The following is a 23,109-nucleotide window of genomic DNA, read 5'->3' as shown; positions in this document are numbered from 1 at the left end:
AGTAGGAACTATTAGCAGTAGTTCCTCTTTCTTGGTAACATAATAAAAATAGTGATTTTTAATGGAAATCAACTGCTCCATTGTCCGCTGCCAATTCAAAGGCTTCTTGCCATTTTTTATATAATTTGAACCAATACCCAGCTTCCTCACCAAGCGTTAAGGCAAAAAATCTTGCCCTTTCAGCATTCTTATTAAAATCATTTGCTAATTTTCTAGAAACAGCAGGGCCAATCACACCCTCATTGTCCGCAAAGTTAATTAATTCTTGAAAGTCATCACCTTCAGCAAACTTTTCAAGGCTTGCTCTCCACCAGTTATAACCAGAATAGCTACCTGCACGAAACTCCAAACTGTCTTCCCATGTATAGACCTTTTGTGGATCAACACCTTCACCACGGCCAGGGAAGTGTTTCTCTGACCACTCCATACTTCCACCTGGCGTCCACTCTTCGGTCCAATTTACAAGGCCACCGTACTGATCAAATTGTGGATTCTCTACTATTTTTAATTTTCTATAAGCCGTAATATCTAAGCCCATGGTTACTCCTCCTAATTTAATAATCTATAAAAACTCCTACTTACGAATTTTAGGGATTTCGGAACCTCCGAACTTCTTGCAATCCGTTCCCATCCGGGAGGAGCATTTCCTGTATTGTTTACAGCGAGTAAAGCAAACCATTAATCTATCTTCTTGCCGTACCCAGGCTGGCCGATCGTCTGCGATTAGTACGCTTGGCACTTTTCTTCACAGCCTTTCTTTTCAGCTTTTTTAATTTATCCAGCTCGATGAATCCAAGATCTTCGTCATAGGCTATGACAGAAAGCCGGTAGAGATAAAGTCTGTCAAACCACTTTCGCTTTAAATTAAAGACCTCTGTCGCTACACCTTTTACATCGATCACCTCAATAGATCCATCCAAGTGCTTTACTTCAAAATCTGCCACGTATTCAACTTTCCTGATTGTCCTGCCGTTCTTTTTAAATCCTTCCTGGAGCAAGTATCTGGGCTGCAGTTTGAAGGATTTTATCTGTTTGGCATGCTTGAGCCATTTCAGCTGTTCGTAATATTTCGCCTCAGCCTGACTATCAAACTGATGGCCGTCACACATTGTTTTCTTGTTGCCATACTTGCTCATTTCTTTTCCTTCAACTCCATTTTCAGCTGGTCCTCATCCGGCTCATTTTCGAGTTTCTCGAGCTTTCTTTCACAAACGGGGCCTATCCCCTTCGCGATGCTCTTCTTGCTCCTCAATGGCCGATTGCAACCCGGACAAGTTATCATTTTCGGTTGGTTCATAGCTTCCAAGGGCTATCCTCCTTTTCAGTTCTCTATGGGCCGCGTCCCTATCCTCGAATCTCGCTATGTAAAGTAGTTGGCTCAAGGTTGCAGATTTAAGATTCATATAGCGTTGTGTTTTAGGGAATAGCATTTTACACATGGACCCTCCACGTAGTAATAATTAGGCTTTCCGCAATCCCTGCAGGTTTTAGAGTAAGTATTCCAGCGACGATTGCAGTCTCTACATTCAAGAATTAAGATGTCGTTGCGATGGCTTATCACCGTTCCCTTGGCCCGACATTTAGGGCAACGTGTAGCTGGTTTAACATTCGTGATGCTCATATTCATTTCTCCTTTCAGAACCATTTGTTGCTGTCATGATCGATATTGGTTTTCCTAAAATGAGCTAGAGTCAATTCCCTATTCAAAGCTTTATTGTCTAGTGAATAGATGGAGATGCCATCTCTCGATTCTGTGATGCCTAACTTTTCAAGTTTTTCGAGGTAATTTTTACACATCATTTGCTTAATAAGGCTTGGATTTTCCACAGAATCAAACAGGATCCCCATGGTTTCAGCTCCCCGATTTCAATTTTTTAAGTTTTTCCTGTAATTCAGCCTTTTTCTTAGCTTTGTCATCCTCGTTAATCTGCGGTGTTTGCTGTTTAGGCTGGTTAGATTCATCAAACCAATCTGGCAGCATTTCCGTACGTATCGGCTTTGAACGCCTACCTTTTGGCTGATAAGAATTGTTCGGTTTAAATGGCTTAACGTTTTTAGCTGCTTCCTTTGCCTGATCTCTGGCGATTAAGGCTTTGTATTGATCTGTAATGTATTTCTCACAATAACCAAAGGCTTTAATTGCTCCATCAGGCTGACGCTCCCTGTATTCTTCAAAACATTGTTCAAGCAATTTGATTGTTTGTGGCAACGGCATACCACGGGCGACAATCCGGGCGATTGCTTCATAGTCTTTAGTTGAAGGATAGGCAGTGCGTCCCTCTAGCATCGTTCGTAACTCTATGAATCTTTCAGCGATTATATCAACAGGGTCATTTTCTTTAGTAATAGTAATAGTAGTATTATTTATCTTTGTAATATCTTTATTAGAGTGGACACTTTTGTCCACATGACTGGACATTTCTGTCCACTCTGGACTGGACGTTTTTGTCCGGTCTCCCTCAGACTGGACATTTTTGTCCAGTCTCTCTTTGTTGTATTTTTTGGAGTTTTTCACAGTTAAAATGTAGCCATAAGGAGCTCGGGTAATCTTTATGTAACCATGAGCTTCCAGATCATCCAGCCACCTCTGTACAGTCCTTTCACTAACTCCAAATGGTTCGGCAAGCTCAGCACGTTTTAATGGCTTATTTCCTAACACGATGCCCCAGGTTACTCCATCACGTTCAATCTCTTTGGTTGTGGAGCTGACGCACCAGAGAAATAGCCACAATGCTGATCCTATCTTTTTGTAATGTTCCGGCTCTAATAATCCTGAATAAGTTGGAAATGGATAACTTTCGGGCACCGTATCACCTAATTTCTATTGCATCTTGCCATTCCGTTTTTTATCATTTTTACCGAATAATCCGGGTATCGTTTCATATAATCAAGTACAAGCTGCTTAAAATGTTCTTTGTTTTCTGCACGTTCGAATAATTTTTTGGGAAGAACGATCCATGTTTGGTTATCATTCATAAATTAAGGCACCTATTTCTATGGTATCCCTTAAAACTTTACTCCCTCTGCAGTAATTACACTTATTGCATCTGGCAGGTTCAAGCTTACCCGCCTTGACGTCTTTCATCCGTTCCACTTTCATTTCAACATACTCATATTCAAAATCGTATCGAGACTCATCAAGATGAAGAACTGCTTTATTAGGTGGAGTTTCCTTCGTAACTGCAACTATATATGGCGTATATGTCTGCCCTAAACTCTCCTGTAATACTCGGCGATATACAGCCATTTGAAGGACATAATCCCACGCTTCTACAAATGACACCCATCCGTTATATTTATCGCTCCAGTACCTTTTGTAGAGATCCTGTGTGGTCTTCAAATCACTGAAAGACTTTCTTTCGTGGTGGATACTATCCACTTTGATTTTCCATTCCACTCCCCAAAGATTAGCTGTATATATCTGCTCCTTTTCACCTTCTAAGGCAAACATGGCAAAAGGGTCAGATTTTACGGTTTCTATCATACGGTCCGCACATTCAAAGTCTGCATATTTCCCGCCGCGAGCTTTAAAAATGACATTACTATTTTGTTCAGTAAATGTATTAAATGTTTCCTCGGATTCAAATGCAGCATGTGTATATGATCCTACAATCAAGGCTGTTGAAGGGGGCTCTTGATAGGCCCCTTTTAACTTTGCCATTGTCTTTGCTTCACACTAAACAAAGCTTTTAATCTGTGATACAGAGAAGTATTCAAGGTCAGCTTCCTTCGAATGATAATTCAAGCTCGTCAGCGCTAATTTTTCCTTCTGCATCTGGCTCGTCATTTATATCACCCTTTTTGCTTTTGACTTCTTTTGATTTCCCTTCGGATTTAGACCCCTTCTCTTCTTGAAAAGCTTCGCCCAATCCACTGCCTGACTTTTTATTTGCGTTTTTATCGAACCAGTCCTCTGGTTTACTCATCCCGTCTTTAAGTGAGTTAAAGATTTTTATCAGATCCACATAATCTATTTCCGTAAAAGCATCAGCATTGTATCCAAATCTATCCTCAATCATCGCCTGAGTGACTTTGTACTGATTCTTGAAAGCGTTAAGGGCGTTGGCAATTCTCTCTTTAAGAGGCCCTTTATTAGCTCCTGAAAGTGTTTTGTTGCATTCTTCAACTGCCTGCTCGACAATATCACCAGGAATAATTCCTAATATGCAAGACCTGAGACGCCTGGCCCCGTTATTTGCAACCAATTCGTAAATGTCGCGAGGATCGTCATACTTTTTAATGGTGCCGCCAGCTTTTTTAGAATGTTTGACGGTAAACACTTTTTCTTGGCGTACATTTGTTTCTAAGTCCCAAGCATATGCCAGAGCTACTGACTCACCTTCGCGTTGCTCAAGTTCTTTCACTCCAAAGGCTAGGTTTCCCCAGTTTTGAGCCAATACCTCTGCTAGCCTAATGGAAGGGCCTTCAACCATTGCGCCTCCCCGTGGGTACCTGTAGACAGCCGTTTTAGCTAACGACTGACGCTTACAGGCATCTAAAATTCTCTGCTCGGACTGAAAGACGTTCCGAGGGAATTGCCTTGCCATAAATATTTGACCTTTCACTTCTTCCATTTCTCGACTGCTAGAAGCGTGCGCCAATGTGCTTGGTTGCTGCTGTTGGTTAAACTGCTCGGATAGTTGGTTCATTTGTCTTTTCCTCCTTCAGATCCAATTCGAGTGATTCATAAACCTCAACCATTTCTTCATAAAATTCACATCCATCTAATGACTTTTGATACTTTTCTAACAAGTTATAAAACGGCAGCAACTTTTCGTCTTCTGGAGAAAAAATTGCTCCTTTCTTTCGATTAAAGTACATTCAATAGTCCTCCCTTTACCGTCATCAGGCAATATGCTATGATGACGGTACTATAATGTTTCAAATATCGGACTCCTGCTCCCAACAGGAGTCTTTTTCATGCCGTTTTAAATTCAAATTCCATGACTTCTGTTAAGTACCGCTCCAGGTTATCCCTCAAGATGATTTCACCGTCATATTCCACAATGTCATCCCCTTCAAGGATTTCGGTTCCAAAATAATCGATTCCCGTATGTTCTGGCTGGGCAACCATGTTCGGATAGCCTGTCCGCTGAATCCTTTCGATCATTGGATGATCCACTTTGCGTCCTCCTCTCTATGTATTTTTGACCTATCTCATCAGTGTCAGGAGGTCATCCCTGACAGACCGGGAAAACCCGGTTTCGAACTAATTTGCATTTCTTGCTTCTTTGCTAAAAGGGAAGTATATCGCTCTGGCTTTTTCCACTTCTCTTATTGCATCCTCAAGCTTTTCAAATGTTCCTGTCCAAACGTATTTTTTATTGGAGTACACTCTCGCTCGCCATCTTTTACAGCTTTTATCCCAATGAACTCCTCGAACACCTGACTTGCTATTTTTACGAGCACCTTTGTTTTGTTCATTTTCTGATCGAGTCGCTAACCTAATTTGTGATCTTCTGTTATCCAGAGTATTGTGATTAATGTGATCTACCTCTAAATGAGGTGGAGCATCTAAAATAAATCGATGTAATTGGATGGTGTGATGTTTTCCAGCACGTTTCATATAGCCTTGTGCATAAAACGAGTCAATTTCTTTTTTGTAACGAATTCCCCATTTGTACGGAAAACGCTTCATTTTCTCTAGATCAGAGGTGTCAATGAGTGTTTCCATCCGGCCGTATTTTGGACTATCAAGAAAAATAGCTGTTACTTCTCCTCGGATTTCATATTCATTTTTAATGGAATTCGCCTCCTCATGAAGGTTCTTGCCGCCCTATCCTATTGGTGGTAGAATAGATTTATATCCTGGTGTTGAGTGGCAGTGAGCTGTGCAAAGCTTACTGCTTTTCTTTTTGGTCTAAATCAAATTGAAGTTCTTCATACCGATTAAATAAGCGATCAACAATTAGCTTTGGGTTAAATGTTTGCGGAGCTTCTAAGCTCAAATCCAGCAAGGCTTTAGCATGAACCCCTAGCTCATAATATTTTCTTTCGCTTTCACTCACTTTTCTCTCTCCTTTCAGCAGCCGTAAAATCCCCAATCATAATTCCAAGGATGAAAACTAGCCAAGTAGCGCCAATCATCGCGAATACATATCCTAAATCCACTGGTTATCCCTCCTTAGTAGCACTGAACCTTACAGCCCAGCCGATTTTAATCCCCTGACCTTTAAGAGTTTCGATTAACCTTTCCAATCTTTCTCTCCGGGTTAAATCCATATGAGCAAACCTCCTATTAATGGCATAAACTGTTGCAGTATCATTACCGGGTCCACACCAGTCACGATGGCACAGGCAACATCTTTAGCCGCTGTAACATCTGTCCATCTGATTAACGTGGTTACATCCAGTGTTTTTTTGTCTGATTCGAATTTTGAAATACAACTCCGTGAACGATGTAGTTTCACTGCAATTTCCTCTTGTGTAAGTCCTGCTCGCTCCCGACATGCTTTCAAGACTGCGCCGAAAGTCACTTCTCTTACCCTCCCTTCATGTTCTAACTTGGAACCGTTCCACTATGGAACCCATTTTTTACTAGTTTGCTATTAAAATATATTTATGAAGGAAGTGCACCGAATCTTTTGAGCCTGGCAGCTTCGTTCGGTGCCTTCGCTCTCATGAAACTTTTCTAGGGATCCAATTCTCTATGTAGCGTAGAGCTGACTGCAGCTCCTTACGCTTGACGTCTTTGTAGCTGGCAACACCAAAACGATCTTTAATTTCACGGTGGAGTTCCCTGAATAGCCTTGGCCGGACTTTAGGGTCACTCTCAACCTCGTAAACTTTCTGAGCAATTCCTTTTTGCAATCGGCGCTGTTCGCCGCTAGTAAGAGTGATTTGCTCTTCAACTTTGTGATCAATTTCATGCATGAGCTTTCTGATTTCTTGCTGTTCGGCTTTTATTGTTTGGGTATCTTCCACGAGATCGGCAGTTGTTCTAAGAACTGTAACAAGTGCTTGATCTTTAGATAAAGGAACAACATTTTCTTTTATGGTGTAATATTCATCGACAAGCATTTCGTACGCATCCCACGCCTGGTCAGTATTTAAAGATTTGGCATGAAGCCAAGCTCCTTTTTCCGTCCATAGATAGAGGATCGATGTGAATTTCAGGCTGTCGTCAAATTGACGTGACCCTTTAAACTCTCTTAAGTCTTCACCTGATAAAGCAAAGTAGTGCTTACCTTGTTCGTACCGATCTGCATTTCTTTGGAAATTACGATTAATAATCTTCGCATCAGTACCGAAGGATTCTGCCAGCTGGATAGTGGTTAACACTCTCTGTCCTTCCTGGCTAATTGGTTGTAATTGATTCATTTACATCGCCTCCAGACTTTTCTGTTCTTGATCGCGCATCCAAGCATTAATAGTTTCAAGCGAAAAGAAAATACGCCGTCTTACACGGAAATGAGGTATTTGTTTTTCGCGAACCATTGTGTAAATGGTGTCAGGATGAACACCGATATAATCAGCGACTTCCTGGGCAGTTAAAGTCTTGCGTTGCATTTTAAAATGATCTTGCGAAATTAACTTTTTAATATCCAATTCGGCACCTCCCGGGGTTGAGTGTTTTCAAGTATTTCAACAGCTTCCAATAGATGAGCGATGACTTCTTCATCTGAGTAACCATCGTTGATCATCATGGCTGATTGCAGGATTTTGAGTTTGATCTCAGCCCAGACAACCTTGTCGGTGAGATTCATCGTGCCAGCTCCTTATGCTGATTTTTCGATATCTCTAATAACGGATTCCGTTAATTCATTATCAAAAAAAATAGCAGGACTAACTCCTAATACACCAGCAATAATTTTCAGTCTCTCAACATCGAGTCTTACTTCACCGGAAGTAATGTGGCGATACCCTTGCAGTGACATGTTTAGTTTGTTTGCAATATGAGTTTTAGTAATACCTTTTGCAACTCGAATTTTTTCAACATTTTCATGAATCAAATTAACCACCTCCAAAACTAACGTTATCCGTTACTAACAATATACTAACAAATTCCGTTAGTGTCAACAAAATATTTTATGTTTCTCTCAAATACCGTTAGTTTTGTATCTTTATCCGTTAGTTGTTGGTATTATTCTGGTAGAAGAGGTTAGTAAAGGGAGAATTTCAATGGGCATTGGTGAACGAATAAAAAATAAACGAAAACAAATGAGATTAACACAAGCTGAATTAGCCAAACTTGTAAATGTCTCAGCACAAGTTATCTCTAACTGGGAAAGAGGATATACAAATCCGAATCATGATGATGTTGCTAGGTTAGCTGAAGCATTGGAGTGCTCAACTGAAGAGTTACACGGTCGGGAACCAGTTAAGAAAAAATATACCGAACTTACTGAAAAAGATGAAAAAGACATTGCGAAACGTGTGGAAAAGATCCGGGAAGACCTATCAGAAGATGAGGGGTATATGTTAATGGGAGAACCAATCAGCGAGGAAGCCAAAGAAGCTATTTTGGATGCGATGGAATTTGCGATAAGGCAAGCTACTAAGATTAACAAAAAATACATCCCCAAAAAATACCGCGATAAATAGGACTGATTTCATGAAGGACATTGTCGTGTTAGAAGTTGAAAAGCTCATAAAAAAGTACAAAACAAGAGATCCATTTGAGATTGCCAAAAGGTTAGGCATCCATGTTATCCCATGGCACTTTCCTGATGAAGTTCAGGGTATGTATAAGTATGAAAGACAACAGAAATTTATCTTTTTGAATGCGAATCTCGGCGGCGATCGTCCGTTTGTCATGGGTCACGAAGTTGGTCATGCTGTGATTCATCCCAAACACAACGCATCCTTTTTAAGAAAAAATACACTCTTCCCAGAGAGTAAATTTGAGAGGCAAGCTTCGCAATTTGCTGTAGAGTTACTTCTCCCAGATGAATACATACAAGAATATAAAAACACTAGTTTATCAATCTATGAAATCGCTGAAATACATGGCGTGCCGAGAGAAGTTGTGCACCTAAAAAAAATTAAGTAATAAGTGCTCAAAAATCACGAAAACTTGTTTCGTGTATTTATTTTAGGTATCACTGGGTTTTGAACCCATTTATACAATATATTCACATATACATAGGGGGAAAGTTTCATGAAAAAGTTTTTCAAAATGGGCTGTTTTGGATTCATTGGCCTAATCGTTCTATCAGTAATTATCAGTATGGCTACTGGTGGAGATGAGGAAAAAGCCACTACAGAACCTAAGAAAGAAGAGAAAGCTGAAGACACTGCCTCTAAGCCAAAGGAAAAGAAAGAAGCACCTAAGGTAAGTGGACTGAATGAACCTACAAAAGTAGGAGATGTGGTATTTACAGCTGCCGGAACTTCGACTGCTGCCTCTGTTGGTCCTGAGGGATTTGGTCAAACTGCTCAAGGAACTTACCTTATTGTTGATGTAGCAGTAAAAAATGAATCTAAAGAAGCTATCACAACTGATTCTACATTCTTCAAGCTAAAAGTTGGAGATGTTGAGTATGAAGCCGACGCGACTGCAGATATTTATGCTAATGAAGCCGGTGGAGGTTTCTTCTTACAAAAGATTAATCCAGGATTAGAATTCAAAGGAAAAATCGTATTTGATGTTCCTGCTGATGTAGTTTCTAGCAAAGATTTATTGTTGAATGTACAAACAGGATTCTTCGGCACAGAGCAAGGACAAATTAAACTAGCTAAATAATAGGAAGCCCTTTCTAGGGCTTTTCTTTTCAGCCAAAAACAGAGGATTTGAAGGATGAATTGAAAGCTTAGAAAAAATTTTAATAGGATATTACTCGAGGAGAAAACTGATGAATAAGGGTCAAGAAGTAATTCATTGTAAAAAGTGTGGAAGTAATCGTATTACTAGAGTACCAGTTATTCTTATATTATTTTTAAGTGGTAGTTGCTTTCTATGGATACCAATTATCGGCTGGATTGCAGCGCCAATTCTTTTTTTACTAGCACTTTTAATGGCTTTCCTTCCATCTGGAAAAAGGATAGTGAAATGCGAAGATTGTAAACATTCGTTTCCAGTGGATAATAAAGTTTATAAAGAATTTAAGGAGGCCATTAAGTGAAGGTGTACTTAACTTGTACACCTTTTTTTAGGAGCAATAACGGAACATATATTCGAATTGGGAGGGGATAAAATTGGCGAGCATCCGAAAAAGGGGAGATAACTCATTCGTTTTGACTGTTGAAACCGGATACGACTCAAAGGGGAAACGAAAGAGACGCTATAAAACAATTAAGATTGAAGATAAGTCTTTGCTTAAGACCACAAAGAAGCTTCGTGATTTCCTGGAAGCTGAATATCATAAATTTAAGACAGAAGTTCAAGCTGGTGAATACATCTCTCCTGAAAAATTAACATTAGAAACCTTCATTGTAGATTGGGAAAATAAATACGCTGCTAGAGAATTAGCTGAAACCACCCTGGCAAATTATCTTTCCCACATAAGAAATCATATCCTCCCGTCAATCGGCCATATGCGGCTTGATCAGGTTAAACCCTTACACATCATTAACCTTTTAAATGATTTAAAGAGAAAAGACAAGGATGAGATAGTCCCTTTATCTGAAAGAACAAAGCAGGATACTTACCTTACTGTCAGGAACATCTTTGAGCGCGCTGTTGAGTGGCAAATCATAAAAGAGAATCCAGTGAAAAACGTAAAAAAACCCCGGATTACAACTGATAAAGAAGTAACTGTTTATGATGAGGATGAAGTAGCAGCATTGTTCAAAGCTGTAGAAAATGAACCTTTCCATTGGAGAATGTTTTTGACCTTGATACTTGCTGCTGGATTGAGAAGAAGTGAAAACTTAGGTTTAGAATGGTCCAAAGTCGATTTAGAACAAGGAACCATCGATGTTACCCAGGTCATAACCAAAGGTAGGAATGGAGCTGTAATTAAAGGGCCAAAATCCAAGAAATCAAAGAGGTTACTTTCACTTCCCGCTTCAGTTGTGGAGGAATTAAAGATTTTTCATTTACATTGGAAAAAGGAAAGAATGAGGATGCGAGACTTGTGGATAGAGAATGAAAGGGAGTGGGTATTTTGCAATGAGGATGGTACACACTTCCATCCTGACACCCCAACTACCTGGTGGACCCGCTTTACTAAAAGAGCAGGGGTCCGTTATATTAAGCTCCATGATCTTCGGCATACCTCTGCTACTCTTCTAATTAACCAGGGAGTTCATGCTAAGATCATTTCTGAGCGATTAGGTCACTCCGATATTCGAGTAACGATGAATACCTATGGTCACGTTCTAAGAAAAGCTGATAAAGAGGCAGCAAACAAATTGGATGGCCTTTTCTCTAAAACACAGAAACTATCAAATTCATAATTTGTCGCCGGACTGTCGCCGAACACCGGCGACAACCTTCCTAAACCGTCATGTTCAAACCGGAAACCATCAGTTAGACCCCTTATAACAAAAGGTTTTAAACGAGAACGTCTGTTTCGTTCAGGTGGTATCGTGTGCACTGGCAGCGTTGAGGTCAGGGGTTCGAGCCCCCTATTCTCCATATTGAAAAAACCTTGCAAAGTGGTCTTGTCCCTGTCAAGTAGACAACTTAAAAAGCTAAGCAGTGAACGCGTGTCGATATTCAATCGGCGCGCGTTTCTTTAGTTTCTTTTGTCTTCGTTTGTAATTGTAATGATAGATGTAATCCTCAAGAGCTTGTTCTAGTTCTTCTTCTGACTTACACTTATTTATATACAGCTTCTCGGTTTTGAGGTGAGAGAAGAACGATTCTACACAGGCATTGTCCAGGCAGTTTCCTTTTCGAGAGTGGCTGCCCTTGATGCCATAATCCTCTAATCGGCTGCTGTATAGCTTTGACGTATACTGGAAGCCTGAATCTGAATGGAGAACAGCTCCAGCTATGAGCCTGTAGACCTTCTTGTGGTTGATTAAATACCCGTTTTCATTTAATTCATCTGTAATACGAGGCCGACCAAATTCAGGATGCATGAAATGAATTCCCCAAAATATGCTCTCGAATGTCTTGTTCATCCTTAGCCTTCTCTTCCCGTTTAACATTCGTTTTTCTCCATTTGTAATAGCTAGCCGGTTTGATATAGGCAATCTCCAGCAGCCAAGAGACCGGATAGGTACCCCTTAACTCATCAACTAGTTCATATTTTATTCTTCTGTGTTTGGTTCCTCCTCCTTTACCAGATTTGGATACTGCTTTTTTAGAAACTCAACCTGTGCTTTTAAGTAATCTCTTTCCTCTTCAACCGATTTGAATTTAGTCCTAGGCCTGCCGTTTAAAGGGGTAGAGACACCTTTACGCTCATCAAACGGTACTCCATCTTTCCATTTCTTAACCCACACTTTAAGCTGGCTGCAGTGACGGATTCCCAATTCTTCTGCCAACACTTTATAACTTTTTGACCCATTTACGTATCTCTTGACGGCATTATGTTTAAACTCCTCTGAATAGCTATTAAAAGTTTATCCTTTCTTTGCCATTGAAAAATCCCCTCCAAGTAGCATTCTTTCCTCCATGGTAACATGAAGGTTTTTTTGAATGTCTACTTAAAGGGGACATTCACACCTTTCTGATGTTTTAATTGGTGGACTTCTGGCAGGGTGTGGATCTTCGGAGGAATCAAAGCAGCAATGGCAGTGGAAGCCAGGAAAAAGGGCTAAACCGGCAAAGCAGGAATCAAAGATACCAGAACCTAAAAAAAGACTTTTGCAATAATAAACGACCAAATCTAGCAATGATTTGGCCGTTTATTTGTAACCTACCTAAGTTATTTGGATTTATTTACAAAATATTCAGTAATTTAATTGTATGCTTTCTTATTTCCTTTCAGATATTCAACAATTTCATCCGGCGTTTTATTGTTTAAACCTAAATCAGTTAATTGTAAGGCATTCGCTCGTAAATCCTCTTTTCTAATTAAGGATGCCAAATCAATGAGTAAATTGGATGCGGGAGTTTCTACACCTAATTTTTCACCCAGCTTTACAAATGGATGTAACCCATATGGAATATCTTCATAAATATACCTATAATTTATCGTGGTCGGTGCTTTACCAGTCTTATAAGCTGGATTGTTTTGAATTGCATCGTATATATTATCTTCATCAACATCATAGAATCTGTTAAGAAGCTCTGGACAAGTAGATAGATTTATATTTAATTTTTTGCCGATTTCTAATCGTTCATTTTCAATTGCTTCAATTACATTTACAACAGACGGGGTGGCACCATCTGGGTAAAAGAAGAAATCTCCCTCTGATTCTATTCTGCCAGTATTTAATAACAATATAGGTACATGAAATTGAGGATTCAAGTTGTTTAAGGTAGTAGTTAGTACACTGTCCGTAATAACTAATTGCGGATAAACTTCTTTTAGTCTTTCCTTTACGATTGAAGCGTCATTTGCCGGGAGAGTGGCAAACTCTAAATTATCCTTTATCTTTCTGATACGAACATGTCCTGGTTCAATATAGCGGCAAGTATAAATAAGGGATTCCGTTTCAGCAACATAAACTTTTTTATTCATACCGACTTCGTTAAATATATTTCTAAACTCAAGAGCTCCCCAATAGCCTGGGAATATCATGATAATCTGATTGTCTTTAAGATACGGTGCAATAGAACGAGCAACACTTTTATGTGCAGTTCCAGTAGTTGTCACCATTATTATCTCGGAGTCACTCATTGCAAATTCCAAATCTGTTGTTGCAGTTACAGAAGCAAACCCTTCAAATACGCCCTCTGCCTTAATACCACCATTTTCTTTAATTTTAGCAATTAAATCTGTTTGAATATCATATAATACAACTTCATGATTTAGATGGGTAAGATGCGCAGCCATACTTTGACCGCCATTTCCTGCTCCAATAATGGTAAATTTCATTTTTTTATCCCTCTATTTCGTTTATTTTTTTTGATACTTTTTGATCTTTTTTTGAACTAAAATACAATTGAACTATTATACCAACTAAAATTAATCCTACACCTACTGTATCCGTTATTAACCCTGGAACAATAAGTGTTAAGGAGGCTGCAATGAGCAAAATTCTAACGAAAATATTTGCAGACTTACCTATAAACCAACCCTCTACACCGGAGGCTAATACAAATGCCCCAATTAATGCAGTTAAAGTAGAAACAAGAATTTGAATCGGTGTACCTTGTAATAAAATAGCTGGCCCATAGACGAAGACAAAAGGAATAATAAATGCTACAATTCCAATTTTCATAGCTGTAAATGCAACTTGCATTGGTTTAGCATCCGCTATACCTGCAGCCGCATATGCTGCCAGTGCTACAGGAGGTGTAAATGCTGACAAACAAGCAAAATAGAATACAAACATATGTGCACTTAATGGAGATACGCCCATCTGAATTAATGCTGGGGCAACAACTGCAGCTGTAATTAAATATGCGGCTGTAGTAGGAAGTCCCATTCCCAATATAATCGTTGCACACATGGTCATAACCAAGGCTAATGCTAAATTATCTCCAGCTATTGATAAAATCAGTGAGGCAAATTTTAGCCCAGCACCTGTTAAATTTAATACTCCGATGACGAGCCCTGCTGTTGCACATGCCGCAATCATTCCAAGAGCAGACTGGGCACCATCAACTAAACAGTTAATGAGTTTTGAAAAAGTCATTCTTGTATGTTTTTTTACAAAAGATACAATAATTGTCGATGCAATTGCCCAAATTGCTGCTTTAATCGGACTTGTCTTTAAAACAGTCATTGTAAAAATTAGAACCAACAATGGAATAAATAAATGACCTTCTTTTATTAGAACATTTTTTATGTTAGGAAGTTCATTTTTAGGTAAACCCTTTAAGCCTAATTTTGCCGCCTGTAAATCAATCATAATCATGACTGTGAAAAAGTATAATAATGCGGGTACTATAGAAGCATAAACGATATTAAGATAGGAAGTTCCTAACAATTGAGCCATAATAAAAGCGGCCGATCCTAATATAGGAGGCATAATTTGGCCGCCAGTTGACGCTACAGATTCAACCGCACCTGCGTAACGTGATGGATAGCCTATTTTCTTCATCAATGGGATAGTAAAAACCCCTGTTGAAACTACATTGGCCACTGAGTTTCCAGATACCGAACCAAATAAAGCACTCGAAACAACAGCTGCTTTGGCTGGTCCTCCCCTTTTTCCACCAGTTGCACCAATTGCAAAGTCTATAAAAAACCTACTTCCCCCCGTCACTCCTAAAAAAGATCCAAATAGTATAAATAAGAATACAAAGGTCGCGGATGCACCGATTGGCACACTAAAGATTGCATCCATACTATTTAAATAACTTAATATACGATCCCAGCTATACCCCCTGTGTCCAAGATCACCAGGAATATACTTTCCATAATGTGCATACAGGATAAAAATTAAAGCTAGGATCGGGAGTATTAATCCCGTTGTTCTTCTGGTTATTTCCAAAACGGCACCGATTAAAATTATGCTAACTAACAAGTCCAATGCCGTAGGGGCGACACCTATTCTATAAATTAATTCATCCATTTCAATAATGAGGTAAGAACCTGCAAATAAAACTAGCAATATTAAAATATAATCAATAATGGTTGCTAATAAATTTTTATAGGCTGACCTCTTCATTGGGTATATCATTAAAATCAATATGGTCCCTAGTCCTAAGTGGACCGTGTATAAAACCCATGGTGTAATTGGATAAAATCCTAATACAAAAAGGTGAAATAACGACATAAATACTGCTATAAGGGTGAAAAGCTTTAACTCTATCCCACTAAGGGCTTTCCTTAACCCAGAATTCTCTTGAATCTCCAAATCAGTTATTTTTTCTTCAGACACGGCGAACCTCCCGATACCAGATTCCTTTAGATTGGAATTTTATCCGCATATTTTGTAGAAACATATTATTTGTTAGAAAATTAATAATTATATATAATTATTATGGGGACTTCTAGGCGATTTTTATTAACCAAGAAGTCTCCTTATGGAAAATTCATGAAATTCCTTAACTTCTCTCTAAAGTAAGGAATTTCTATTGTGCTTCAGGAGGCATAAGGTGATCAGGAATTTCTATCCCAACTTCCTTGTAGTATTTAACTGCACCTGGATGATACGGGATAGTACTATACTTAACATTTTCAACCAGCGTTTCTTTTGCACTTGGGTCCACTGCTAATAAGTCTTCATGTTTTTCAAATGTTGTTTTTACCAGGTTATACACTAAATCCTCTGGCAATTCTGATGATGCAATTGCTATGTTCCAAAAGCCTGGCAGTAAAATATCTTCTTCTTGGTGCTTATAAGTGCCATTCGGAATAGTTGCCTCAGACCAATAAGGATACTTTTCTAGTGCCTTTTTCATTTCATCTTCAGTTAAACCAATGTGCTGAACTTTGTGCGTAGTTTCAAGATCAAGCATAAAAGGCCCCGGTACTCCTGTGACCGCAAAACCAGCATCGATTGTTCCATCACGTAAACCATCAACTGCAGCATTAGTTGGTATAGCACTAACCCTCGCCGGCTCTGATCCTAATACTTCTAAGAGTCCACTTCCTGCTTCAGCACTAGTACTTCCTGGACCTCCTGTACTGACATTTTTACCATCAAAGTCGCTAATACTTGTAATACCACTATCTTTTAAACTGTACATATGCATGACACTGGCATACATCGGGAAAATCGAACGAATTTTAGTATATTTTTTATCTGCCCAACCTTCTCCGTTATAGGCTTCGCCTCCAAGCCAAGCGGTAACAAATCCTAAATCCATCTCTCCATTTTCAATTAATTGAATATTTGCATTTGGCCCACCTGTAACTTCTACTGCAATGTCAGTACCTGGGACATTCTTTCCGATAATATCGGCCCAGCCGCCGCCCCATACATAGTAAGTACCACCTTGGCTTGACGTGCCTAAGAGTAATCTATGTTCTTCTGTTTTTTTATTATCATTATTTCCGCTATTATTAGTTTCTGAAGTGCTATTTTGAGAACAACCTACAATAGCAAGAGTTAAAGCAGCAATTATAATAAATAACTTTGACAATGTGCTTTTCATTTAATGTTCTCCCCCTATCAATTTTTTATTAACTCAATCCTTTCCTTATTAATCTACTAAACATGTTAAATCCTGCACTCCCCCTTTACCTAGGTAATATTTTCACACCTGAACTTTTGACAATTGCTGCTTTTTATATTGAAAAATACATTGATGCTCATTTAACCATTCTTTATCTTGTTTAAATACTTCATTTAATTTTTGCAGCTGTTTTTTTACTTCCTCTGGCGCTGGGCCACCACTTGTATTCTTCGATTCGACATTATTTAACGGATCTAAAGCCTTTTGAATTCCTTCTTTAGATAAAATTATTTCTCTACCTAATACTAATTTTGATATATCCTTAACGATCTCTGAATTAATTTTAGAAACCGGTATTTTTTTATCTATCATTTCACTTACTAAGTACCCTACAACCTGATGTGCTTCTCTAAATGAAATATTTGCCTCACGAACGATTGTATTAGCAAGCTCAGTAACTGTTGAAAAGTTTTCTAATGAGCGAATAAACATTTTTTCTTCATTAAATTTTATTGTCTTAATTGTCGCTGTCATTAGGTGAAGACAAGAATCTACCTCATAGAAAGCATCCCACAGATATTTAAAACTTTCAGTGGCATCACGACTATGTCCATAAGAAGTGTTCTTTAAACAACTAGTTGCTGATACTAAGGCAGCAATTATATGTCCTGACTTTGCCTTGATATGCTCTAATGTAATTGGATTTTTCTTCTGTGGCATGATGCTGCTGCTGGCAGCTACCGAATCCCCTACTTCCACAATTCCAAATTCATCAGTAGACCATATGTATAGGTCATGACTAAAACGACTTAAGTTGTTCATAAATATATTCATAGCTGAAAGCGCTTCTAAAACGTAATCTCTAGAAGCCACACCATCAATTGAGTTAGCCATTGCATTGTTAAATCCTAGTAGTTGTGAAGTTTCTCTGCGGTCAATATTAAAAGATGTTGATGCCATTGCTCCGGCACCTAATGGGGAGATGTTGGTCTGGTTGAAGGATTGTATAAATCGTTTAAAGTCTCTTTCTAATGCAGAAAGAATAGCCGACAGATAATGAGCAAGTGTTACTGGCTCTGCAGGTTGCATATGAGTATAACCTGTCAAAACAGTATAAAGCGTGTTTTCGGCTATTTTAATAATTTCTTCTCGAAGCTTAATTATTTGTTCACAAATGCTCAAAAGATTATCTCTGCTGTTCATCCTTGCCAAGGTGGCATATAAATCATTTCTACTTCGGCCGGTATGAAGTTGACCTCCAGCCTGGACACCTACTATCTTTATGAGAGCAGCTTCTATATTAAAATATAACTCCTCTAATTTAGGGTCTAATTCTAAACTAGAGGCACCCTTTTGATTTATCTCATCAAGCGCCTCCATAATTTTCTGCCCATCCTCACGCGTAACAATTCCATTGGAAATTAACATTACTAAATGTCCTTTATTAATATCCATAATATTAGTAAAGGATCTCTTCTGCTCAGCCTCTAAAGCTGGCAAAAGAAGATAATTTATTACCTCTTCTGAAAGATCCGCTTTTAATCTTTCTCTCAAAAAAATCACTCCTTTTGATTTAAATATCTAAGAAACAATTTAATCTCAGAGTTGAATTTCTGAACTAAATTGGACTTTACATCTGTCTCCCCTAATAATACTAGTAAATAAAATAACTGGGCTTCCTTGTGGAGTCATTAATAACTTTGTTATCTTTAAAGCAGGTTGATTTTGTTCCACTTCCAAAACTTTTGCCTCAAAAGAATCTAGCAGCACAGGCTCAATAGAGTTCTGATATTTTGTCATTATAATTCCATATTTTTCAGTTATTAGATCAATAAGCTTTCCTTCTAGATTATTATCAAGCAAGTCCGGAATAAGCCCTACAGGGATATAAGATTTCTCAATTGCAGCAGGCTCATCATTAAAAAATCTTAAGCGAATAATTTCAAATACTTTTTCTTGATCTTTTAAATTAAGCACTTTTAATTTCCCCGCTGTACCTTCTATAGCCTTTATACTAATAGGAGTATGCTTTGTTCCTAGTTCTTCGGGAAAAGTAAAGCTAATAAAGTTCCCCTCAAATTTAGGCTTAGAAACAAAGGTGCCCACACCTTTCTTTCTTGTTAAAATTCCTTCATTAACTAACTCCAATATAGCCTGCCTCATTGTAGATCTACTAACAGAAAAGTTTTTTGCTAAATCTACCTCATTCGGAATTTTATCGCCACTTTTCCATTCACCATTTTCAATTTTTTCCCTTATTAGCTCCTTTATTTGGTAATACAATGGAATGCCACTATGTTCGTTAATTAAATCCTTCATCTTAATTCCTCTTTATTCAAATTTTGTTTTTATTTCTCCGTTTATTACCTTTTTAACATATCAAAACCAATTGCACTAATAAAAATATTTGAATGAATTGAAATATAGGTTTAAAGTTAGATCCTTATTAAGTCTTTTATGTACGTATGTTCATATGTCTGTACATATTGATATTATAAATTATGATTTTTCAAAAAACAATAAAAATTTTAAATTTTTATTGTTTAGTTTTCTCAATGTCTGGCAACTCTAAATTACTAACTCCATATAATAAGCAAAATACAGAAAAAAACCTTACAATAGTAAAAATTGTAAGGCTCAAACTCCTTTTATTAACTTTTATTGATCCATATCCATACCTCACTATAGAAGCATTAGAGGTTCGTAACGGTTAGAGTTTTTTATCAGGAAATAAGAGAATCCAAGCTTTGCGGTTGCTGTAGCCGCTCAAACATAAGCTAGAAATACCACGTAAGATATACTATGGCTCTATTTCTGCAGCTTAAGTAATTCCTAAACACCCTCCGTTAAATTCCATTTTTTACACTTAAATTATTATGGCAATGAATTAGAAAAGCATTGTAAAAAGAGTGCGCAAAGAAATAATAAAAAACCGTTAATCTTTTTAAATTTATATTTTTATAAATTGATTTTATGTAAAATAATATTACCTCTGTAATAGGGTAAATTACTGAATTTCCCCACTTTTTATAGGGTATGGGATAGTGCCGGATATACACGGTTGAAAATGCATCGGTTAGAAGAATATAAAATTAAAGAACTTATTTTATAAGTATTTCTTTTTCTTTCTTCAAAATTTCAAATAGATAGCTAAGGAAATCTTCTCTTAGCTCTTCTCTTCTTAGCGCAAAATCAATTGTAGCCTGTAAAAAACCCAGTTTATCCCCAACATCATACCTTATTCCTTCGAAAGCAATCGCAAATATTGATTCTTCCGTTGATAATTCCTTTAGTGCATCTGTTAACTGAATCTCACCGCCTAATCCTGGACGGATATTTTCGAGGATATCAAATATCGAGGGAGTAATAATATATCTGCCCAGAATTGCTATATTAGATGGAGCGTTTTTTATAGAAGGTTTTTCTACAAGACTGTTTACCTTGTATATGCTTTCTTTAATATATTCACCCTGGATTATGCCGTATTTACTGATATCATTTGTATTTACTGTTTGGACTCCGAGAATCGATGTTCTATATACTTCATAGGCTTCTATTAATTGCTTTAAACACGGTTTTTTTCCATATACAATATCGTCACCTAACAGAACAGCAAATGGCTCATTTCCAATAAAGCTTTTTGCACAATAAACCGCATGCCCCAACCCCTTTGGCTCCTTTTGCCGAATATAATGAATATTTATCATCTCTGAGATACATCGCACTTCATTTAGTAATTCATATTTTTTCTTTGCTTCGAGCTCAAGTTCGAGTTCTATTGATTTATCAAAGTGATCTTCAATCGAACTTTTATTTCTTCCTGTTATTATTAGAATCTCCTCTATCCCAGATTCGACTGCTTCCTCAACAATATATTGAAGTGCTGGCTTATCGACAATTGGCATCATTTCTTTTGGCTGAGATTTAGTTGCTGGTAAAAATCTAGTTCCCAAACCCGCAGCCGGAATGATTGCTTTTCGAATTTTCACGTAACACCCCTCCCAAAAAACCTTTTTCTCCATTTAGCAGTATCTGCATTCCCCTTGTCTTGTAATACTATTAATATGCACAAATACATACAATCAGAAGAAAAACTACAAATGAGATGCTAGAAATGCAGTAAGTAGGTTTTTTAAAAGATTTTTTTAAACCTTATATCCAAACCATACACTTTATTAAATGTTTTTAAAGTGTTTCGAAGCGGTTGCCTTGCTTTCCACTATTTAAGATTCGATTTGCAGGTATTGATCTCATGTCTAAATAATTATAGTTACTTTCTGTTTTAAATATAAAAATAGGGTCCGAATGCTGTATTTGATGCAGATCCCAGCAAATCCCGTCAACTTTATTAATTTGCCCCTGAATGGTCATAATACGTTTAGTGTTGGATGTTGGCTGTATCTGTAAATTCGTGAAGGAATTGCCGCTGCATTCATTTGGAATGGTTTCGCTCCCCTCTAAGATAATATTATCAATGCAATCATCCAAAGAAATCTTATCAAAACGATTTGCATTCACGTATGCAAATCCGCTTGCAGGTTTAACTGCTTTTAAATAAAGCCCTCTCGCAAATCCTACAATTTTGATATCCATAAAATTCACAAAAGAGATTTCATGTCCACTCCCGCCTGAATACAAGTGAATTCCAGTGCCTGATACTGTTCCGGACCAATTTACTATCACAATGTTATTTAGTGAAGCATTATGCCATGTGTTATAGTACTTATGCTTTCCGTCCAAATAAATAACCTCTTTGGTGTAGCCTTTATAATCAACCATAATTCTGGTGTTCCACAGCGAAGCATCCCTCTCTAATTCAAATCCTCTAACGTTTGCTCCAATGACAAATCTTGTCCCATAACTGCCTTGCAGTTTCACACCCTGTTTGATAATAACGTTACCTGTCATGTAATAATCTTTATTTGCTGCAATAACGGTTTTTTTATTATTTTGAAAGGCGAAATTAATTGCCGCCTGAATTTTCGATTGTGCTGTACTGCCGGCGAAGTCTTCAACGTAAACAATATTTGGATTTTCTGCCATCGTCATTCACTCCTTCTAATTTATTACTATATTGTATGTATTTTTAAATTCAGGGAATAAACGAATAACCTATGCATCCAAATTTAATATTTAAATTGGAAGAATTCGAATGATTATTTCAATTATTCTTTAGTAAACAAAAAGTAAAAGAAAAGAACCAGCCCCTATTTTTTCTTGAGAGCCGGTTAACGGTTTTCTATTAACTGATTATTGAATGCTTCTTTAAGGCATTTACTGAGTAATTTGCAAAATACCATAGTGCGGAAGCGAAATTAATTTTCTCTACTTTCCTATAGGTATTCCATGTTTTTTGAGCGGATCTGAGTTTATTGGCTGATAGAGAATGCTCTCTCTTTCTATAAATAGCCAACTCTTCATTTAGACCATATGCATGGATCCCTTTAGATAAAATGGAAAGCCAAAGTCCAAAATCCTCTGAACAATCTCTATATAAAGGCATTTGCACAAACCCTAATTGTCTTATATCAAGCATTACAGTAAGTGTTCCTATCGCAGTATTTTTTAGTAAGCTATGATAAGTCGTTCTTGGCGGGACATTAATAACTTCTTTTGCTTTTTTCCCGCTTTCATTAATTATTCTGTAACTTGTATATGAAAAAGCTATGTGATTACTTTTCATGAACATTAACTGTCTTTCCAATTTCTGCGGAAGCCAAATATCATCACTGTCAAGAAAGGATAGGTAGTTCCCTTTTGCTGCTGCAATACCTAAATTTCTGGCATAGGCAGGACCCTTGTTTTCTTTCAGTTGTATTACTTTAATCCTGGATTCATCAAGCATCTCTTTTTTTACTTTCTCTAATGTGTCGTCATAAGAACAATCATCAATAATAATCAATTCCCAGTTCTGAAAAGTTTGTGCTTTAACGGATTGGATTGCAGAGCAAATATAGTTTGAAGAATTATATGACGGAGTAATGATCGAAACAAGATCCTGAACTGAAGTTCCCATTATTGGCATCTCCTCAATATTC

General features: G+C 37.7%; 30 protein-coding genes, 1 other RNA gene and 2 pseudogenes. 5 read left to right on the top strand and 28 right to left on the bottom strand.

Translation table 11 applies throughout. From position 1 onward, the window contains the following. Positions 1–58: 58 nt before the first annotated feature. The 18 genes and pseudogenes from ACEQ1T_RS25000 to ACEQ1T_RS24915 all read right to left on the bottom strand — a co-directional run bounded on the left by ACEQ1T_RS25000 (position 59) and on the right by ACEQ1T_RS24915 (position 7,952). On the bottom strand, positions 59–538 hold the full coding sequence (locus tag ACEQ1T_RS25000; RefSeq protein WP_370225260.1) for a hypothetical protein: 480 nt from the start codon (positions 536–538) through the stop codon (positions 59–61). Between the two features lie 145 nt (positions 539–683). Next, entirely contained in the window at positions 684–1,136 is a 453-nt protein-coding gene (locus ACEQ1T_RS24995; RefSeq protein ID WP_370225259.1) for a DUF1064 domain-containing protein, read from the bottom strand. Next, positions 1,133–1,297: a DUF6011 domain-containing protein gene (locus ACEQ1T_RS24990; RefSeq protein WP_370225317.1), complete on the bottom strand. Its 165-nt coding sequence runs from the start codon at positions 1,295–1,297 to the stop codon at positions 1,133–1,135. The genes ACEQ1T_RS24995 and ACEQ1T_RS24990 overlap by 4 nt, the downstream gene beginning before the upstream one ends. A gap of 338 nt (positions 1,298–1,635) precedes the next feature. Beyond that, the gene (locus ACEQ1T_RS24985) at positions 1,636–1,848 is read right to left on the bottom strand and encodes a hypothetical protein (RefSeq protein WP_370225258.1); all 213 of its coding nucleotides are present in this window, start codon (positions 1,846–1,848) and stop codon (positions 1,636–1,638) included. Between the two features lie 4 nt (positions 1,849–1,852). Then, complete coding sequence (locus ACEQ1T_RS24980) at positions 1,853–2,806, bottom strand: HTH domain-containing protein (protein ID WP_252245396.1); 954 nt, start codon at positions 2,804–2,806, stop codon at positions 1,853–1,855. A gap of 8 nt (positions 2,807–2,814) precedes the next feature. Further along, entirely contained in the window at positions 2,815–2,976 is a 162-nt protein-coding gene (locus ACEQ1T_RS24975; protein ID WP_370225256.1) for a hypothetical protein, read from the bottom strand. Then, positions 2,969–3,664: pseudogene (locus tag ACEQ1T_RS24970) on the bottom strand (PD-(D/E)XK nuclease-like domain-containing protein); the annotation flags it as partial. The gene ACEQ1T_RS24975 and the pseudogene ACEQ1T_RS24970, both read right to left, overlap by 8 nt. A gap of 55 nt (positions 3,665–3,719) precedes the next feature. Next, positions 3,720–4,649 carry a hypothetical protein gene (locus tag ACEQ1T_RS24965; RefSeq protein ID WP_370225255.1) on the bottom strand — a complete coding sequence of 310 codons (930 nt, stop codon included), beginning with the start codon at positions 4,647–4,649 and terminating at the stop codon, positions 3,720–3,722. Then, the gene (locus ACEQ1T_RS24960; protein ID WP_370225254.1) at positions 4,624–4,821 is read right to left on the bottom strand and encodes a hypothetical protein; all 198 of its coding nucleotides are present in this window, start codon (positions 4,819–4,821) and stop codon (positions 4,624–4,626) included. Before ACEQ1T_RS24960 ends, ACEQ1T_RS24965 begins: the two co-directional genes overlap by 26 nt. Positions 4,822–4,918: 97 nt before the next feature. Continuing rightward, complete coding sequence (locus ACEQ1T_RS24955) at positions 4,919–5,122, bottom strand: hypothetical protein (protein WP_197199321.1); 204 nt, start codon at positions 5,120–5,122, stop codon at positions 4,919–4,921. Between the two features lie 24 nt (positions 5,123–5,146). Next, positions 5,147–5,210, bottom strand: an RNA gene (locus ACEQ1T_RS24950) — hammerhead ribozyme type II. Continuing rightward, a complete protein-coding gene (locus ACEQ1T_RS24945; RefSeq protein ID WP_370225253.1) occupies positions 5,210–5,674 on the bottom strand; it encodes an HNH endonuclease in 465 nt (154 codons plus the stop codon). Before ACEQ1T_RS24945 ends, ACEQ1T_RS24950 begins: the two co-directional genes overlap by 1 nt. 166 nt (positions 5,675–5,840) lie before the next feature. Continuing rightward, on the bottom strand, positions 5,841–6,008 hold the full coding sequence (locus tag ACEQ1T_RS24940; protein ID WP_197199322.1) for a hypothetical protein: 168 nt from the start codon (positions 6,006–6,008) through the stop codon (positions 5,841–5,843). Positions 6,009–6,212: 204 nt separating this feature from the next. Next, the gene (locus ACEQ1T_RS24935) at positions 6,213–6,476 is read right to left on the bottom strand and encodes a helix-turn-helix domain-containing protein (protein WP_370225251.1); all 264 of its coding nucleotides are present in this window, start codon (positions 6,474–6,476) and stop codon (positions 6,213–6,215) included. Positions 6,477–6,618: 142 nt separating this feature from the next. After that, positions 6,619–7,320, bottom strand: coding sequence for an ORF6N domain-containing protein (locus ACEQ1T_RS24930; RefSeq protein ID WP_370225250.1), 702 nt, complete (start codon positions 7,318–7,320; stop codon positions 6,619–6,621). Then, positions 7,321–7,509 carry a helix-turn-helix domain-containing protein gene (locus ACEQ1T_RS24925; RefSeq protein WP_026041684.1) on the bottom strand — a complete coding sequence of 63 codons (189 nt, stop codon included), beginning with the start codon at positions 7,507–7,509 and terminating at the stop codon, positions 7,321–7,323. It abuts the gene before it with no gap. 20 nt (positions 7,510–7,529) lie between these two features. Next, positions 7,530–7,706 (bottom strand): hypothetical protein, encoded by a 177-nt coding sequence (locus ACEQ1T_RS24920; RefSeq protein WP_370225249.1) that lies wholly within the window; start codon positions 7,704–7,706, stop codon positions 7,530–7,532. Between the two features lie 12 nt (positions 7,707–7,718). Next, the gene (locus ACEQ1T_RS24915) at positions 7,719–7,952 is read right to left on the bottom strand and encodes a helix-turn-helix domain-containing protein (protein ID WP_370225248.1); all 234 of its coding nucleotides are present in this window, start codon (positions 7,950–7,952) and stop codon (positions 7,719–7,721) included. Between the two features lie 169 nt (positions 7,953–8,121). On the opposite strand from ACEQ1T_RS24915, the gene ACEQ1T_RS24910 reads away from it, so the two are divergent. The 5 genes from ACEQ1T_RS24910 (at position 8,122) to xerC (ending at position 11,340) form a co-directional block, all read left to right on the top strand. After that, the gene (locus ACEQ1T_RS24910) at positions 8,122–8,544 is read left to right on the top strand and encodes a helix-turn-helix domain-containing protein (RefSeq protein WP_370225247.1); all 423 of its coding nucleotides are present in this window, start codon (positions 8,122–8,124) and stop codon (positions 8,542–8,544) included. Between the two features lie 25 nt (positions 8,545–8,569). Next, the gene (locus ACEQ1T_RS24905; protein ID WP_370225245.1) at positions 8,570–8,992 is read left to right on the top strand and encodes an ImmA/IrrE family metallo-endopeptidase; all 423 of its coding nucleotides are present in this window, start codon (positions 8,570–8,572) and stop codon (positions 8,990–8,992) included. A gap of 108 nt (positions 8,993–9,100) precedes the next feature. After that, positions 9,101–9,685: a DUF4352 domain-containing protein gene (locus ACEQ1T_RS24900; RefSeq protein ID WP_370225244.1), complete on the top strand. Its 585-nt coding sequence runs from the start codon at positions 9,101–9,103 to the stop codon at positions 9,683–9,685. 109 nt (positions 9,686–9,794) lie between these two features. Next, positions 9,795–10,064 carry a hypothetical protein gene (locus ACEQ1T_RS24895; RefSeq protein ID WP_370225243.1) on the top strand — a complete coding sequence of 90 codons (270 nt, stop codon included), beginning with the start codon at positions 9,795–9,797 and terminating at the stop codon, positions 10,062–10,064. Positions 10,065–10,137: 73 nt separating this feature from the next. Further along, entirely contained in the window at positions 10,138–11,340 is a 1,203-nt protein-coding gene (xerC, locus tag ACEQ1T_RS24890) for a tyrosine recombinase XerC (protein WP_370225241.1), read from the top strand. A gap of 237 nt (positions 11,341–11,577) precedes the next feature. Here xerC and ACEQ1T_RS24885 read toward each other — a convergent pair whose 3' ends face one another. The 10 genes and pseudogenes from ACEQ1T_RS24885 to ACEQ1T_RS24840 all read right to left on the bottom strand — a co-directional run bounded on the left by ACEQ1T_RS24885 (position 11,578) and on the right by ACEQ1T_RS24840 (position 23,087). Next, entirely contained in the window at positions 11,578–12,039 is a 462-nt protein-coding gene (locus ACEQ1T_RS24885) for an IS3 family transposase (RefSeq protein ID WP_370225240.1), read from the bottom strand. Between the two features lie 102 nt (positions 12,040–12,141). Continuing rightward, positions 12,142–12,435, bottom strand: a pseudogene (locus tag ACEQ1T_RS24880) (hypothetical protein); the annotation flags it as partial. 359 nt (positions 12,436–12,794) lie between these two features. Continuing rightward, positions 12,795–13,877, bottom strand: coding sequence for an NAD/NADP octopine/nopaline dehydrogenase family protein (locus tag ACEQ1T_RS24875; protein ID WP_370225239.1), 1,083 nt, complete (start codon positions 13,875–13,877; stop codon positions 12,795–12,797). A gap of 4 nt (positions 13,878–13,881) precedes the next feature. Then, positions 13,882–15,831: a TRAP transporter permease gene (locus tag ACEQ1T_RS24870; RefSeq protein ID WP_370225238.1), complete on the bottom strand. Its 1,950-nt coding sequence runs from the start codon at positions 15,829–15,831 to the stop codon at positions 13,882–13,884. Positions 15,832–16,024: 193 nt separating this feature from the next. Beyond that, complete coding sequence (locus ACEQ1T_RS24865) at positions 16,025–17,050, bottom strand: TAXI family TRAP transporter solute-binding subunit (RefSeq protein WP_370225237.1); 1,026 nt, start codon at positions 17,048–17,050, stop codon at positions 16,025–16,027. 102 nt (positions 17,051–17,152) lie between these two features. Next, the gene (gene argH, locus ACEQ1T_RS24860; RefSeq protein WP_370225235.1) at positions 17,153–18,625 is read right to left on the bottom strand and encodes an argininosuccinate lyase; all 1,473 of its coding nucleotides are present in this window, start codon (positions 18,623–18,625) and stop codon (positions 17,153–17,155) included. 45 nt (positions 18,626–18,670) lie between these two features. Further along, on the bottom strand, positions 18,671–19,390 hold the full coding sequence (locus tag ACEQ1T_RS24855) for a GntR family transcriptional regulator (protein ID WP_370225234.1): 720 nt from the start codon (positions 19,388–19,390) through the stop codon (positions 18,671–18,673). A gap of 782 nt (positions 19,391–20,172) precedes the next feature. After that, positions 20,173–21,060: a UTP--glucose-1-phosphate uridylyltransferase GalU gene (gene galU / locus ACEQ1T_RS24850; protein ID WP_370225233.1), complete on the bottom strand. Its 888-nt coding sequence runs from the start codon at positions 21,058–21,060 to the stop codon at positions 20,173–20,175. A 196-nt stretch (positions 21,061–21,256) separates the two neighbouring features. Then, complete coding sequence (locus ACEQ1T_RS24845) at positions 21,257–22,114, bottom strand: hypothetical protein (RefSeq protein WP_370225232.1); 858 nt, start codon at positions 22,112–22,114, stop codon at positions 21,257–21,259. A gap of 199 nt (positions 22,115–22,313) precedes the next feature. After that, positions 22,314–23,087, bottom strand: a complete 774-nt coding sequence (locus ACEQ1T_RS24840) for a glycosyltransferase family 2 protein (protein ID WP_370225230.1) — start codon at positions 23,085–23,087, stop codon at positions 22,314–22,316. Between the last annotated feature and the right edge of the window lie 22 nt (positions 23,088–23,109).

It is taken from the genome of Cytobacillus sp., assembly GCF_964223445.1.
Taxonomy (GTDB): domain Bacteria; phylum Bacillota; class Bacilli; order Bacillales; family Cytobacillaceae; genus Cytobacillus.
This window is presented reverse-complemented; position numbering and strand designations above follow the sequence as displayed.

Excerpts from the sequence above, each read along its gene's own strand:
- ACEQ1T_RS25000 (WP_370225260.1), bottom strand. The coding sequence starts at position 538 with ATGGGCTTAGATATTACGGCTTATAGAAAATTAAAAATAGTAGAGAAT.
- ACEQ1T_RS24960 (WP_370225254.1), bottom strand. The coding sequence starts at position 4,821 with ATGTACTTTAATCGAAAGAAAGGAGCAATTTTTTCTCCAGAAGACGAA.
- ACEQ1T_RS24945 (WP_370225253.1), bottom strand. The coding sequence starts at position 5,674 with ATGGAAACACTCATTGACACCTCTGATCTAGAGAAAATGAAGCGTTTT.
- ACEQ1T_RS24965 (WP_370225255.1), bottom strand. The coding sequence starts at position 4,649 with ATGAACCAACTATCCGAGCAGTTTAACCAACAGCAGCAACCAAGCACA.
- ACEQ1T_RS24865 (WP_370225237.1), bottom strand. The coding sequence starts at position 17,050 with ATGAAAAGCACATTGTCAAAGTTATTTATTATAATTGCTGCTTTAACT.
- ACEQ1T_RS24845 (WP_370225232.1), bottom strand. The coding sequence starts at position 22,114 with ATGGCAGAAAATCCAAATATTGTTTACGTTGAAGACTTCGCCGGCAGT.
- ACEQ1T_RS24995 (WP_370225259.1), bottom strand. The coding sequence starts at position 1,136 with ATGAGCAAGTATGGCAACAAGAAAACAATGTGTGACGGCCATCAGTTT.
- ACEQ1T_RS24840 (WP_370225230.1), bottom strand. The coding sequence starts at position 23,087 with ATGGGAACTTCAGTTCAGGATCTTGTTTCGATCATTACTCCGTCATAT.
- ACEQ1T_RS24985 (WP_370225258.1), bottom strand. The coding sequence starts at position 1,848 with ATGGGGATCCTGTTTGATTCTGTGGAAAATCCAAGCCTTATTAAGCAA.
- ACEQ1T_RS24900 (WP_370225244.1), top strand. The coding sequence starts at position 9,101 with ATGAAAAAGTTTTTCAAAATGGGCTGTTTTGGATTCATTGGCCTAATC.
- ACEQ1T_RS24875 (WP_370225239.1), bottom strand. The coding sequence starts at position 13,877 with ATGAAATTTACCATTATTGGAGCAGGAAATGGCGGTCAAAGTATGGCT.
- ACEQ1T_RS24990 (WP_370225317.1), bottom strand. The coding sequence starts at position 1,297 with ATGAACCAACCGAAAATGATAACTTGTCCGGGTTGCAATCGGCCATTG.
- ACEQ1T_RS24910 (WP_370225247.1), top strand. The coding sequence starts at position 8,122 with ATGGGCATTGGTGAACGAATAAAAAATAAACGAAAACAAATGAGATTA.
- ACEQ1T_RS24930 (WP_370225250.1), bottom strand. The coding sequence starts at position 7,320 with ATGAATCAATTACAACCAATTAGCCAGGAAGGACAGAGAGTGTTAACC.
- ACEQ1T_RS24855 (WP_370225234.1), bottom strand. The coding sequence starts at position 19,390 with ATGAAGGATTTAATTAACGAACATAGTGGCATTCCATTGTATTACCAA.
- ACEQ1T_RS24885 (WP_370225240.1), bottom strand. The coding sequence starts at position 12,039 with ATGTTAAACGGGAAGAGAAGGCTAAGGATGAACAAGACATTCGAGAGC.
- ACEQ1T_RS24925 (WP_026041684.1), bottom strand. The coding sequence starts at position 7,509 with ATGCAACGCAAGACTTTAACTGCCCAGGAAGTCGCTGATTATATCGGT.
- ACEQ1T_RS24920 (WP_370225249.1), bottom strand. The coding sequence starts at position 7,706 with ATGAATCTCACCGACAAGGTTGTCTGGGCTGAGATCAAACTCAAAATC.
- ACEQ1T_RS24895 (WP_370225243.1), top strand. The coding sequence starts at position 9,795 with ATGAATAAGGGTCAAGAAGTAATTCATTGTAAAAAGTGTGGAAGTAAT.
- ACEQ1T_RS24975 (WP_370225256.1), bottom strand. The coding sequence starts at position 2,976 with ATGAATGATAACCAAACATGGATCGTTCTTCCCAAAAAATTATTCGAA.